This window comes from Roseovarius sp. B08, assembly GCF_051417955.1.
Lineage (GTDB): Bacteria > Pseudomonadota > Alphaproteobacteria > Rhodobacterales > Rhodobacteraceae > Roseovarius.
This window is the reverse complement of the sequence record NZ_JBPRLW010000001.1, coordinates 667541-681262: the sequence shown is the minus strand read 5'-3', so window position 1 is coordinate 681262 and position 13722 is coordinate 667541. Positions and strand designations below refer to the sequence as shown.

Below are 13722 nucleotides of genomic sequence, written 5' to 3'. Positions count from 1 at the left end.
TCCGGGGCCTCCTGCTCACCACGGGCCCAGAGGCCCCGGCTCGGTGGCCGGGGCGGGAGACGCCCTGATGCGCAACATCGTCCCTGTCCTGACGGTCGTCGCGACCCTCATCGCGCTCTGGTACGCGGGCGCCGTCGTCCTCAATGCGCCCTGGGCCTATGACAAGGCCGCCCGCGCCGAGGTCACGCTGACCTTCCCGGAACTCGTCGCCGACACCTGGTCGCAGGAAAAACCCAAGCTGCCCGCGCCGCACCAGGTTGCGGCGGAAATGTGGAACACCACCGGCGCGATGATCGCCAGCGGGCGGGCTTTCTCCAAGCGCTCTCTGATCTACCACAGCTGGATCACCTTCAGTTCCACCGCCCTGGGCTTCCTCTTGGGCACCGCCCTCGGCACGCTTCTGGCCATCGGCATCGTCTACAACCGCACCATGGACATGAGCGTCATGCCCTGGGTCATCGCGTCCCAGACCATCCCGATCCTCGCCATCGCGCCGATGATCATCGTGGTGCTGAACGCCGTGGGCATCTCGGGGCTTCTGCCCAAGGCGATGATCTCGATGTACCTGTCGTTCTTCCCGGTCGTGGTCGGCATGGTGAAGGGCCTGCGCAGCCCCAGCCAGATGCAGCTCGATCAGATGCGCACCTGGAACGCCAGCCGCTCGCAAACCTTCTGGAAACTGCGCCTGCCGTCGTCGATGCCCTACTTCTTCACCTCGCTAAAGATCGCCATGGCTGCCAGCCTCGTCGGCGCCATCGTCGGCGAACTGCCCACCGGCGCCGTCGCGGGCCTTGGCGCGCGGCTTCTCGCGGGCAGCTATTACGGCCAGACCATCCAGATCTGGAGCGCGCTGATCATGGCCGCCGCGCTGGCCGCCATTCTCGTTGGCCTGATCGGCCTGATCCAAAGGTTCACGCTCAAGCGCATGGGAATGGCGACATGAGCTGGCTGATCGCAGGGGCGCTCATCTGGGCCGCGGGCTGGTGGATCAACACGCGGCTGGCCCGCCACCCGCAGAACACCGCCGCACAACTGGCCGCGCCCATCGTTTTCGGCGCCACGCTCATCGCCGTCTGGGAATGCCTCGTCTGGGGATTGGGCATCAAGCTCGCCCTCCTGCCCGCCCCCAGCGTCATCGCCGTGACGTTCGCCAATTCCCTCAACATCCTCTGGGGCGACTTCCTTCAGACCGCCATCAAGGGCGCGCTGACCGGCTATATCCTCGGCTGCGGCGTCGCGTTCCTGACGGCCATCGCCGTCGACCGCTCCGATTTCCTGAAACGCGGCCTGCTGCCCGTGGGCAATTTCGCCGCCGCCCTGCCGATCATCGGCCTCGCCCCCATCCTGGTGATGTGGTTCGGCTTCGACTGGCAGTCCAAGGCCGCCGTCGTCGTCGTCATGGTGTTTTTCCCCATGCTGGTGAACACCGTCCAGGGCCTGTCCGAGGCGGACGCGATGCAGCGCGACCTGATGCGCACCTACGCCGCCGGCTACTGGACGACGCTCCTGAAACTCCGCCTGCCCGCCGCCATGCCCTTTGTCTTCAACGGGCTCAAGATCGGCACCACGCTCGCGCTCATCGGCGCCATCGTGGCGGAATTCTTCGGCTCGCCGATCCAGGGCATGGGCTTTCGCATTTCCACCTCCGTGGGGCGCCTCGCGATGGATCTGGTCTGGGCCGAGATCGTCGTCGCCGCCCTCGCCGGCTCGGGATTTTACGGCGCGGTCGCCCTGATCGAGCGCGCCGTCACCTTCTGGCACCCGTCCCAACGGGGCCGGACATAACCAAAGCAAACCAGAACAGGGAGAAGACAATGAAACATCTCACAACCACGCTCGGCCTTGCCGCCGCCACCCTTTGGGGCGGCATGACCCAGGCCGCCGACGACGTCACGCTGCAACTCAAATGGGTAACGCAGTCGCAATTCGCCGGCTACTACGTGGCACAAGACCAGGGCTTCTACGAAGAGGAAGACCTGAACGTCACCATCAAGCCCGGCGGGCCGGATATCGCCCCCGCCCAGGTCATCGCCGGCGGCGGTGCCGATGTGATCATCGACTGGATGCCCTCGGCCCTTGCCAGCCGCGAAAAGGGCCTGCCCCTCGTCAACATCGCCCAGCCGTTCAAAAGCTCCGGCATGATGCTGACCTGCCGCAAGGACACCGGCATCGAAGGCCCCGAGGATTTCAAGGGCAAGACGCTCGGCGTCTGGTTCTTCGGCAACGAGTACCCCTTCCTGTCGTGGATGAGCCAGCTCGGCATCCCGACCGAGGGCGGCGAGGATGGCGTCACCGTCCTGAAACAGGGCTTCAACGTCGATCCCCTGCTACAGAACCAGGCGGCGTGCGTCTCGACCATGACCTACAATGAATACTGGCAGGTCATTGACGCCGGCCTCACGCCCGAGGACCTCGTCGTGTTCAAGTACGAGGACCAGGGCGTCGCCACGCTCGAGGACGGCATGTACGTGCTGGAGGAAAACCTCGAAGACCCCGAGTTCGTCGACAAGATGGTCCGGTTCGTCCGCGCCTCGATGAAGGGCTGGAAATGGGCCGAGGAGAACCCCGAAGAGGCCGCGATGATCGTGCTCGACAACGACGCCACCGGCGCCCAGACGGAAGAGCATCAAAAACGGATGATGAGCGAGGTTGCCAAGCTGACCGCCGGCTCCAACGGCGCGCTCGACCCGGAAGATTTCCAGCGCACGGTCGACTCGCTGCTGTCGGGTGGCTCCGACCCGGTCATCACCGAGGACCCGGGCGAGGCCGCCTGGACCCACCAGATCACGGACGAGGCGCTGAACTGAGGCCAATCGCCGTTTAACTGACGCGTTCCGCCTGTCGCCTTCGCATGGGGCACCGGGCGGAACGCCCATTCTCTCAGGGGCCGGATACCTGCTGCGGCAGGGTCGAAAATGTCCGGGCAGAGCCACGCGGCGACTGGCGCCGTAAACAGTTAATTTCTTCGTTAATGAATTACACCGCTCACAGTTTCGTGATATCCTGTGAGACAACTAAATGAGTCGCACGCAATCCGCTGCGCATTTTTTTATAAATTCAGGGCGCCGGTAGCCCAGAAAAATATGTATTGCGCGTCGTAAGCGCGACACAGGGTGAGGGGAAGCCAAGTGTCACAGAGTTCAACTACGCCACATCCGACAACACTGACCCGGCCGGCAGACGGGACCGGGTCGAATATCGACAATCCGGAATGGGGGGCGACAGGCACGCACCTGTTGCGGATCGCACCGAGCGGCCTCGGCCCGGAGGCCGAAATGTCCGGCGCGGACAGGCCCGGCGCCCGCGAGATTTCCAACGCGGTGGCGGCGCAATCCGCCGATACCAAGAACGCGGCGGGCGCTTCGGATTTCTTGTGGATCTGGGGCCAGTTCATCGATCACGACATATCGCTGACCGAGGCGGGCTCGACCAAATACGTGCCGATCGACGTGCCCGCGGGCGACCCCTATTTCGACCCGTTCCACACCGGCACCGCCGAGATTCCGTTCTTCCGCGTCGATCAGCACGACGGCGTCTACGCGAACGAGATCACCAGTTTCATCGACGCCTCCATGATCTACGGCTCCGACGCGGCCACGCTGGCCGCGCTGCGCGTGGACGGGGGCAAGCTGCTGCTGGACGAAAACCAGCGGCTAGTGCTGGACGGCGACGCGCTGCTCACCGGCGACGTGCGTGCCGCGGAAAACGTGATGTTGTCCTCGATGCACACCATCTTCACGCGAGAGCACAACCGCATCGTCGATGAGCTGGCCGCGGACGACCCCACGCTGACCGACGAGGCGCTCTTCAACATGGCCCGCGCGCATGTCGAGGCCATCGTTCAGGCCATCACCTTCAGGGAATTCCTGCCGATCCTCGTCGGCGCAGACGCCATCGAGGCCTATGACGGCTATGACCCGACGGTGAACCCCGGCATCTCGGTCGAGTTCTCCACCGCCGTCTTCCGTCTCGGGCACACGCTCTTGTCCTCGAACCTGCAAAGTGTCGCCGAGGACGGCACGGTCGGCCCGTCGCTGGCCCTGCGCGATGCCTTTTTCCAGCCGGCACTCCTCGACCAGCCGGATCTGATCGAGGACATGCTGCGCGGCGCGGCCACCCAGAACGCACAGGCGCTCGACACCCAGGTGGTCGAAGACGTGCGGTCCTTCCTGTTCGGCCCGCCGGGCGCGGGCGGGTTCGATCTCGCCGCGCTCAACATCCAGCGCGGCCGCGACCTCGGCATCGCCAGCTACAACGACCTGCGCGAGGCGCTTGGGCTCGCAAGGGCCACGACCTTTCAGGACATCACCTCGGACACCACGCTCGCGGGCAAGCTCGCGGCGGTCTACGGCTCCGTCGACCTGGTCGATGCCTGGATCGGCGGGCTGGCAGAGGACCCTCTGGATACCGGCCTCCTGGGGGAAACCTTCCACATCATGGTGGTCGACCAGTTCTCGCGCCTGCGCGACGGCGATCCGTTCTGGAGCGAGGCCCGCGACGGGCTCACCGACGAGGCGCGCGCGGCGCTCTGGGACACGACGCTCAGCGACATCATCCTGCGCAACACCGATGTCGGCGCCCTGCAGAACGACGTTTTCGCCGCCATGGACCGCAGCATCGGAACCGTGGACGCGGACGTGATGAAAGGCAGCGTCCGCGCCGATTTCATGTTCGGCGGCGACAGCAACGACATCCTCCGCGGCCGCAAGAACCACGATGACCTGCAAGGCGGAGAGGGCAACGACAAGCTCTATGGTCAACAGGGGGCCGATACGCTGGAAGGCGGCGCAGGCAACGACATGCTCAAGGCCGGCTCCGGCTCCGACCTGCTCGAAGGCGGCGACGGCAATGACCGGCTCTACGGCGACAAGGGCCGCGACACCTTGATGGGCGGCGCCGGAACCGACGAGCTCTGCGGCGGTCAGGCCCGGGATCTTCTTATGGGCGGCGAGGGCGATGACACCCTTTACGGCCACGACGGAAGCGATACGCTCGAGGGCGGCGACGGCGATGACCTGCTTATCGGCGGCCGCGGCAACGATGTCGTCACCGGCGGCGCCGGCAGCGATTGCTTCGTGTTCCGGACCGGACAGGCCGGCCACAACACGATCACCGATTTCGAAGCCGGCGTCGATGTCTACAAGATCCACGAGAATTCGACCGAGACCCTCAGATTCAAGACGTTCTCCGACGACCTCGTGTTCTACGCTGGCGATGACTGGAGCCTGACGATCGAGGATTATTTCCTCTGACACCCGGTCGCGCCTGACAGTCGCAACGGGGACGCGTGGGAAAAGCCGGGATCGCGCTGGTCATCCGCCGTAGGGTGGGTTTCCAACCCACCTCGCCTCACCCCAGGAACACCTTGTCGCCCGGGTAGCGCACCCGCGGCCGGCTCTTCACCGCCAGGAAGAATCCCAGCGTCAGCGGACCCACCCGGCCCAGGAACATCACCGCGATGATCACGGCCCGCCCCAGCCAGTTCAATTCGCCGGTCGCCCCGTTCGACAGCCCCACCGTGCCAAAGGCCGAGGCCACCTCGAACGCCAGGTCCCGGAACGCGATGTTCTGCGTCGCCGTCAGCACGAACAGGCTCGCGAACATCAACAGCCCGCTGATCGTCGCCAGCGCCATCACCTTCAGCACCTGATCCAGCGGCAGGCTCCGCCCGAAGACATGCAGCGCCGGCCGCCTCTGGAAAAACGCGACCGTCGCCAGCAGCATCACGATCAGCGACGTCACCTTGATCCCGCCCGCGGTCGAGGTCGACCCGCCCCCCACGATCATCAGCATGATCGTCAGCAGCGAGGTGGAATCCTTCATCGCCGCGATGTCGATCGTGTTGAACCCCGCCGTGCGCGGCGTCACCCCCTGGAACCAGCTGGCCCACAGCTTATCGCCCGTGCTCTCCAGCCCGGCCAGCGTGCCCGGATTGTTCCATTCCAGCAGCGCGAAACAGACCACCCCGATCACGATCAGCCACAGCGTCCCCGCGATCATCAGCTTGGAATGCAGCGACAGCTTGCGCCACTTGCGGTGCTGATAGACGTCGCCCACCACGATGAACCCCAGACCGCCGAGGATGAACATCGCCGTGACCGTCAGGTTGACCACCGGGTTGCCCACCCACTTCGACAGGCTGTCGGGCTCCAGTGCGAAACCTGCGTTGTTGAAGGCCGAGATACTGTGAAACACCGCGTACCACAGCCCCTGCCCCCAGCCGAGGTCCGGCACGAAGACCACGGCCAGCAGCACCGCGCCCACCGCCTCGCAGCCCAGCGCCACGTAAAGGATGATCCGCACAAGCTGGCCCAGGTTGCTGATCGTCGCCTGATTCAGGTCCTCGCGCAGCATCACCTTGTGCGGCATCCCGATGGGTATGCCGAACGCGGTCAGGATCAGCACCGCGAACACCATCAGGCCCAGGCCCCCGAACTGCATCAGGCAGGCGATGATGATCTGCCCGAACAGGGTGAAATCCGACCCGGTATCGACCACCACCAGGCCCGTCACCGTCACCGCCGAGGTCGCGGTGAAGATCGCCTCGCCCAAGCCCACCTTGTCGTGATGCGACGCCGGCAGCCACAACAGCAGCGCGCCCAGCGCCACGGTCAGGAAATACATCACCGCCAGAACCGCCGGCGGCGACAGGTTCAGACGTGTCGAGCCCAGCTTGATCGACGATCTTCGCGCCACGCTCAGAGACTCGCGGAAAAGTCGCGCAGGTTGTTGCGCTCACCCAGCATCAACAGCAGGTCGCCGGCCTTCAGCGTGCAATCGTCCCCGTCCTGTCCGAGGAACTTGGTTCCCCGCATCACGCCCAGGCAGCGCAGGTCGAACTTGTCCACGTGGTTCAGCTTCGACAGCGTGGTGTCCTCCAGCTCTTCCGGCACCTTCAGGTTCACCACGAAGAAACCGTTGCCCAGGCCGACATAGTCGCGCACCAGCGGATTGTGCATGACCTGCGCGATGCGCTGGCCGATCTCGACCTCGGGGTGAATCACCCGGTCCACGCCTATCCGCGACAGGATGCGGTGATGCGTCCGGGTGGTGGCCTTGGCCCAGACCGCGCCCGCGCCCACCTGCCGCAGGTTCACCGCCGCGAGGATGCTCGATTCCAGGTTGTCGCCCACCGCCACCAGCGCCATGTCGACCTCGCCGATGCCCGCTTCCTTCAGGGCTTCGTCGTCGCGTGCGTCCAGGATTATGGCCTCGCCCAGCTTGTCCGCGTGGCGGCTGACCCGGGTTTCGTCGATGTCTACGCCGATCACGTGGTTGCCGAACCGTTCCAGCTCGGTCGCCACCGTGCTGCCGAAATTCCCGAGGCCGATCACGGCAAAACTGCGACTTGACATGAGGTCCCCTTCCTCTTCGCACGCAAACGCGCGGGGTGATGCGCCAGTTCCGCGGACGGCGTGGAACCCGGCCCGCCGGCCGCCGGTCGGGCCGACATAATCCCGCCACAATTGCCGGTTTAGCGGTCGAGGCGCCTGAAACCACAACATGTGTCCTGCATTGCCCTGGAACTCCTTCAAAATCTTTGAAAATAAGCACTTTATCCAAAACAACCCCTGTGCTACCTTTTTTCCAATAATGACAAGCCAGCCGAAAAATCGGCGGTGAACGAGGCAGAGAAAGAGCAGTTCCATGAGAACGCGAAGCAGGCAGCCCATCCGCTGGGGTCTGGTGGCTATGGCCACTATCTGGATGATGGTTATCGTACCGCTGAGCGCGGTCGCGGCCCCTTACGCAGCACTGGTGATGGACGCACGATCCGGCGAGGTGCTCCACGCGAGCAACGCCGACACCCGCCTTCACCCGGCATCCCTGACCAAGATGATGACCCTCTACGTGGTCTTCGAGGCGGTCGAGAACGGCGAGATCACCCTCGACACGCCCGTGCGCATTTCAAAACATGCGGCCTCCGAGCCGCCGTCGAAACTCGGCCTTCGGTCGGGCTCGACGATCAAACTGCGCTACCTCATCCGCGCCGCGGCTGTGAAATCGGCCAATGACGCCGCCACCGCCCTGGGCGAGGCGATCGAGGGATCCGAGGCCGCCTTCGCCCGGCGCATGAACCGCACCGCCAAGGCGCTCGGCATGACCCGCACCACCTTTAAGAACGCCCACGGGCTGACCGAAGAGGGCCACCTGTCGACCGCCCGCGACATGACCCTGCTGGGCCGGCACCTCTTTTACGACTATCCGGAATACTACAATCTCTTCTCCCGCGTCACCGCCGACGCGGGCCTCAAGACGGTCTATCACACCAACCGCCGCCTGCTGAGCGACTACAAGGGCGCCGACGGGATCAAGACCGGCTACACCCGTGCCGCCGGCTTCAACCTCACCGCCAGCGCCGAGCGGGGCGGCGAGCGCATCATCGCCACCGTGTTCGGCGGCCGCTCCACGGCAACGCGCAACGCCAAGGTGGCCGAACTCCTGGATCTCGGCTTCCGCAGCGCCCCCAGCCGCGTCGCCGTGAACCGCCCGACCAAGCCTGTCTACATGGGCAAGGTCGGCCCCGGCCCGGCCGATGATGGCCATTCCGTGCCCGGCGGCGTGGGCAAGACCGTGCGCCTGGCCTCGGCCGCGGCGGTCAAGAAATCGCTCCGCCCGCAGCCGCGCCCCGGCGAGGCCATCGTGGCCAGCGCCACGCCCGATGTCGGCAACAAGCAGGATATCGAAAAGGCCCTTCTCGCCGCCGCCGAAACCATTACCGAGGACGCCCGGCCCGCCGCGCAGGGCAGCATCGCGCCCAGCGCCAACCCCAAGGCCCGGCCCCAAGACCTCGTCCTGGCCAGCGTCGACCCCACCGCCGAGACCACGCCGAAGGCGCAAGAGCCCGCCAGCGACCCGGTGCAGAAGGTCGTCACCCGCATCTCCACCTCCGGCGGGCGTCACTGGGGCATCAACGTCGGCCGCTATCCCAGCCAGTACAAGGCCCAGAAGGTCCTGCTGAAAACCGCGCTGAACGAGATGGAGACGCTCGACGGCTCCCTGCGCAAGGTGGTCAAGCGCTCCACCGGGTTCGATGCCAATTTCATGGGCCTCACCCGCGAAACCGCCGACCTCGCCTGCCGCCGCCTTCAGGCCAAGCAGATCACCTGCTTCATGATCGACCCCGGCGCGTAACGCCGCGTCCGATCCACAGAACGCCTGCGCCTCGTTCCGCGCAGGCGTTTGCCGTTGCGGGCCCCGCCCCCGGCTTTCACTGTTCCCAAAATACTCAAGATACCACCGACGCCACCCGGCACGCCGCTCTACAGCGATGCACTACCGCTTCGGCTTGTCGTCGTAGGTGTCGCTCAGGATGCGATGCGCATTGCCCTCTGGGTCGTCATACTGGTTGCTGCGCACCGTCCAGACAAAAAATGCCAGCCCCAGCCCGCCCAGTATCAGCGAAATCGGAATGAGATAGGCCAGAATGGTCATGCACGCCTCCCCGACAGCCTCAGCGCGTTCAGCGACACGGTAATCGAACTGGCCGACATCGCCAAGGCCGCGATCAGCGGCGTCGCCAGCCCGGCCACGGCCAGCGGCACGGCAATGACGTTATACAGCGTCGCCAGACGGAAATTCTCGGTGATCCGCCGCCGCGCCTTGCGCGCCACGACCAGCGCGTCGGCCAGCGGGCTCAGGTCCGTGCCCAACAGCACCACGTCGCTCGCCACCCGCGCGGCATCCAGCGCCGAGGCGGGCGAGATCGACACATGCGCCGCCGCCAGCGCCGCGGTGTCATTCAACCCGTCGCCCACCATCAGCACATGGGCACCCGTGTCGGACAACTCCGCCACGATCCGCGCCTTGTCCTCGGGCAGCACGCCCGCGTGCCACGCCTCGATCCCCAACCGTTCCGCCAGCGCCTTCACCGCCGGCTCCGTGTCCCCTGACACCAGCCAGACAGCCTTGCCCGCGCGCAACAGCGCCGCCACGGCCTCTTCCGCGCCGGGCCGCAACGCATCCTCGAAAGTCAACGCCACGGGCGTCGCCTCGCCGATCTGCAGATAGGTCGCTGTACTCGCCGCAGGCTCCGCCCCGACCCAGGCCGCCCGACCCAGCCGCACCTCCAGATCGCCCACGCGCCCCGACACGCCATAGCCCGGCACCTCGGCAATCTGCGTCACGTCCGCCGCCTTCGCCTCCGCCTCGCCCAGCGCCTTCGCAATCGCCCGCGCCAGCGGATGGGCCGAGCCGCGCGCCAGCGCCAGCGCCACGCCCCGCGCCGCGTCGTCCAGAACCTCCGCATTGGTCAGCACCGGCACGCCCGCCGTCAATGTCCCGGTCTTGTCGAACACCACCGTGTCGACCTCCGCCAGCCGCTCCAGCGCGGTCTCGTGTTTGATCAGCATCCCCTTGCGAAACAGCCGCCCCGACGCCGCCGTCGTCACCGCCGGCACCGCAAGCCCCAGCGCACAGGGGCAGGTGATGATCAGCACCGCCGCCGCGATGTTCAAAGCGGTGCGCATGTCGAACGTGTAAAGAAACCAGCCGGCAAAGGCCAAAGCCGACAGGATATGCACGCCGGGTGCATAAAGCTTCGCCGCCCGGTCGGCCAGCGACGTATAGCGCAACCGCCCCGACTCAGCGATGGCCACCAGATCCGCCATCCGGTGCAGGGACGTCTCCGCCCCTACCGCGCTGGCGCGAATGCGCAGCGGCCCGGTCAGGTTCACCTCGCCCGCCGAAACCGCCTGCCCCGGCCCGGCAAAGACCGGCACCGTCTCGCCCGTCAACAGCGACCGATCCAGTTCCGACGTACCGTCGACGATCTCGCCATCCACCGGCACGCGCCCCCCGGCCCGCACCAGCAGCACGTCGCCCACCGCCAGTTCCGCGATGGGCCGCTCGACCTCTTGGCCGTCCTCGATGCGCCACGCGCGCGGCACTTCCAAGGCGGTCAGTTCCTCGGCCGCCGACCGCGCGACGGCCCGTGTCCGGTGATCCAGGTAGCGCCCCGCCAACAGGAAAAAGACCAGCGCAATCGCCGCGTCGAAATAGGCGTGATGCCCCGACAGCGCCGTCTCCCATAGCGACGTCACCACCGCCAGCGCCACGGCCAGCGTGATCGGCACGTCCATGTTCAGCCGACCCTGCCGCAGCGCACTCCACGCGTTGCGATAGAACGGCACCCCGCAGAACGCCACGGCGGGCAGGGCAATCGCCGCCGAAATCCAGTGGAACATATCCCGCGTCGCGTCATCCGCGCCGGACCAGACCGACACCGACAACAGCATCACGTTCATCATCGCGAACCCGGCCACCGCCAGCCGCATCAAGAGCTCGCGCCCGGCCTTGTCCGTCGCCGTGGCGTTCAGCGTGCCGGGGTCCAGCTCATGCGCCTCGTATCCCAACCCTTCGACCAGGCTCACCATCTCGGCGGGCGTCACGTCCTCGTCCGCGTCGATGCTCGCCCGTTTCAGCGTCAGGTTCACCCGTGCCGAGCGCACGCCGGGATGCGCGTTCAGCCCGTCCTCGATCTTCGAAATACACGCGGCACAATGGATCGTCGGCAAGGACAGCGCAATCTGCCCACCCTCGGGCGTAACCTCCACGTCCTCTGCCGCAGGGGCCGCCGCACAGGCCGGGCAGCCCATCGCCGCCTGATGCCGCATCGCCAGGGTCACGCGCCGCTCTCCTTGATGAGTACCACGCGCTGCTGGAACACCGTGCCGTCCTCGGCCCGCGCCTCCATCCGGATGTTCCAGTTGCCCGCGCCCAGCGGGACGGTGGCGAAATACGCCTCGCCGTCGAACCGGAACGCCGGCGTCACGTCATCCTGCACATGGGTCGCCCGCCCCACAGTTGCGTCCAGCGCCGCCACTTCCACCGGCTGGCCGTCAGCATCGGTGATCTTCAGCTCCAGCAGACCCGCCTTGTGCGTCGCGGCCACGCTCCAGCCCAGCGCCTCCTGCGCGTCGCGCCGGTCGTCAAAGCTCTGGCTGGCGATATAGGAGTTTTTCGTCTCCAGCCCCGGAAAGGTCTTCACCGCCGAAAACGCCAATATCAGGTTCACCGCGATGATGATCGAAAACGCCCCGGCAAACCCGGCAAAGACGTGCCATCCCTTGAGTGTGAAATCGCGCTTCATTCGCCCCTCCCGTTAAAGATCGTGTCCTTGTGGGCGCGGTCCCCGTTCGAGATATCCTCGACCCACAGGCGCACGTCCGTCGCATCGCTCTGCGCCGCGTCCGATCCCGGCGGCGCAATCAGGTAGACGCGCTGCAGATAGGTCTCATTGGCCGGCACCTCTACCGTTTCATAGGGCGTCCCTTCAAGCTGCACGCGAATGGCCGGGTCGCCCTTGGCCGAAATCCGCATCGGGCGCGCCTCGCCATGCTTGTTGCGCAGCCGCACCTCATAGGTGTTGCGGATCGACCCGTCCGACAGGGTGACGAAGGTGGGGTTGCGCACCGGCGCCACCGTCAGGTCGATATCCGCCCGGATGAACAGCGCAAAGAGCAGCCCTGCCCCCACCAGCGACCACAACGAGGTATACATGATCGTTCTGGGTCGCAGGATATGCTTCATCACCGGCTTCGGTGGCTTGCCCTCGCGCTCGCGCACCTCGTCGGTCAGAGCCATGTAGTCGATCAGGCCGCGCGGCTTGCCGATCTTGGCCATGATGTCGTCGCACGCGTCGATGCACAGGCCACAGGTGATGCACTCCATCTGCTGCCCGTCGCGGATGTCGATCCCCATCGGGCAGACATTCACGCAGGCCATGCAGTCGATGCAGTCGCCCGGCCCCTTCGCCGCCGCCGTCGCATCCGGCACCATGTCGCTCTCGTTGTTCGGCACCGGCGTCCTGGCATAACTGCCGCCTGCCGTTGCCCCGGCTGCGTGCGACGCCGCCTCGGCCTTGACCGCGTCCTCGGCCTGCCGCCGCCGCACGTTGCCCTTGCCACGCGGCTCGCCCCGCCAGTAGCGGTATCCGATGGTCAGCGTGTCCTCGTCCATCATCGCCGCCTGGATACGCGGCCACGGGCAGGCATAGATACAGATCTGCTCGCGCGCGAACCCGCCGAAAAAGAACGTCGTACCGGTCAGGATGGCGATGGTCGTATAGGCGATGGGATGCGCGTTCAGCGTGAAGAGGTCCACCAGCAACGTCGGCGCATCGGTGAAATAGAACACCCAAGCCCCGCCGGTGGCCACCGCGATCAGCAGCCACAGCGCCCACTTGGTCAGCCGCAGACGCACCTTGCGGGCATCCATCTTCTTCTGCCGGTGCAAGCGCAGCCTTGCGTTGCGGTCCCCCTCGACCCAGCGCTCCACCGCGATGAAAAGGTCCGTCCACACCGTCTGCGGGCAGGCATAGCCGCACCAGACCCGGCCCAACGCCGAGGTGAACAGGAACAGGCCCAACCCCGCCATCACCAGCAATCCGGCCACGAAATAGAACTCGTGCGGCCAGATCTCGATCCAGAAGAAAAAGAACCGCCGGTTCGCCATGTCCACCAGCACCGCCTGATCGGGCAGCGACGGCCCCCGGTCCCAGCGTATCCAGGGCGTGACGTAATAGATCCCCAGCGTCACGATCATGATGATCCACTTGAACCGGCGGAACCAGCCGCTGACACGCTTGGGAAAGACAGGCTCGCGCGCGGCGTAAAGGCTCGGCGGCGTCCCGGAAGATTCAGGTGATGAAGTCACGGCAGCTCTCGCTCCGATGAAGGTCTGTTGCGCGAGGTCCTTCTGCCACGGCGCGTTTTACAAAAC

General features: G+C 65.9%; 11 protein-coding genes. 5 read left to right on the top strand and 6 right to left on the bottom strand.

All coding sequences use genetic code 11. The features are described from left to right. The first annotated feature begins 67 nt into the window (after window positions 1-67). The 4 genes from ACSQ76_RS03420 (at window position 68) to ACSQ76_RS03405 (ending at window position 5252) form a co-directional block, all read left to right on the top strand. Complete coding sequence (locus ACSQ76_RS03420; protein ID WP_437155465.1) at window positions 68-943, top strand: ABC transporter permease; 876 nt, start codon at window positions 68-70, stop codon at window positions 941-943. Continuing rightward, entirely contained in the window at window positions 940-1785 is an 846-nt protein-coding gene (locus ACSQ76_RS03415) for an ABC transporter permease (RefSeq protein ID WP_437155464.1), read from the top strand. The genes ACSQ76_RS03420 and ACSQ76_RS03415 overlap by 4 nt, the downstream gene beginning before the upstream one ends. Window positions 1786-1814: 29 nt before the next feature. Further along, window positions 1815-2807 (top strand): ABC transporter substrate-binding protein, encoded by a 993-nt coding sequence (locus tag ACSQ76_RS03410; RefSeq protein ID WP_437155463.1) that lies wholly within the window; start codon window positions 1815-1817, stop codon window positions 2805-2807. A 321-nt stretch (window positions 2808-3128) separates the two neighbouring features. Continuing rightward, on the top strand, window positions 3129-5252 hold the full coding sequence (locus ACSQ76_RS03405) for a peroxidase family protein (RefSeq protein WP_437155462.1): 2124 nt from the start codon (window positions 3129-3131) through the stop codon (window positions 5250-5252). 97 nt (window positions 5253-5349) lie between these two features. On the opposite strand, the gene ACSQ76_RS03400 is transcribed toward ACSQ76_RS03405, so the two are convergent. After that, the gene (locus ACSQ76_RS03400; protein WP_437155461.1) at window positions 5350-6696 is read right to left on the bottom strand and encodes a TrkH family potassium uptake protein; all 1347 of its coding nucleotides are present in this window, start codon (window positions 6694-6696) and stop codon (window positions 5350-5352) included. A 2-nt stretch (window positions 6697-6698) separates the two neighbouring features. Further along, window positions 6699-7355 carry a potassium channel family protein gene (locus ACSQ76_RS03395; protein ID WP_437155460.1) on the bottom strand — a complete coding sequence of 219 codons (657 nt, stop codon included), beginning with the start codon at window positions 7353-7355 and terminating at the stop codon, window positions 6699-6701. A 292-nt stretch (window positions 7356-7647) separates the two neighbouring features. On the opposite strand from ACSQ76_RS03395, the gene ACSQ76_RS03390 reads away from it, so the two are divergent. Continuing rightward, complete coding sequence (locus ACSQ76_RS03390) at window positions 7648-9135, top strand: D-alanyl-D-alanine carboxypeptidase family protein (protein ID WP_437155459.1); 1488 nt, start codon at window positions 7648-7650, stop codon at window positions 9133-9135. A 141-nt stretch (window positions 9136-9276) separates the two neighbouring features. On the opposite strand, the gene ccoS is transcribed toward ACSQ76_RS03390, so the two are convergent. Genes ccoS through ACSQ76_RS03370 form a run of 4 tightly spaced genes read right to left on the bottom strand, consistent with a single transcriptional unit; the run spans window position 9277 to window position 13656 of the window. After that, a complete protein-coding gene (gene ccoS, locus ACSQ76_RS03385) occupies window positions 9277-9435 on the bottom strand; it encodes a cbb3-type cytochrome oxidase assembly protein CcoS (RefSeq protein ID WP_306128515.1) in 159 nt (52 codons plus the stop codon). Next, on the bottom strand, window positions 9432-11627 hold the full coding sequence (locus ACSQ76_RS03380; RefSeq protein WP_437155458.1) for a heavy metal translocating P-type ATPase: 2196 nt from the start codon (window positions 11625-11627) through the stop codon (window positions 9432-9434). Before ACSQ76_RS03380 ends, ccoS begins: the two co-directional genes overlap by 4 nt. Beyond that, a complete protein-coding gene (locus tag ACSQ76_RS03375) occupies window positions 11624-12091 on the bottom strand; it encodes a FixH family protein (RefSeq protein ID WP_437155457.1) in 468 nt (155 codons plus the stop codon). Before ACSQ76_RS03375 ends, ACSQ76_RS03380 begins: the two co-directional genes overlap by 4 nt. Further along, window positions 12088-13656 carry an RdxA/RdxB/FixG family protein gene (locus ACSQ76_RS03370; RefSeq protein WP_437155456.1) on the bottom strand — a complete coding sequence of 523 codons (1569 nt, stop codon included), beginning with the start codon at window positions 13654-13656 and terminating at the stop codon, window positions 12088-12090. The genes ACSQ76_RS03375 and ACSQ76_RS03370 overlap by 4 nt, the downstream gene beginning before the upstream one ends. Between the last annotated feature and the right edge of the window lie 66 nt (window positions 13657-13722).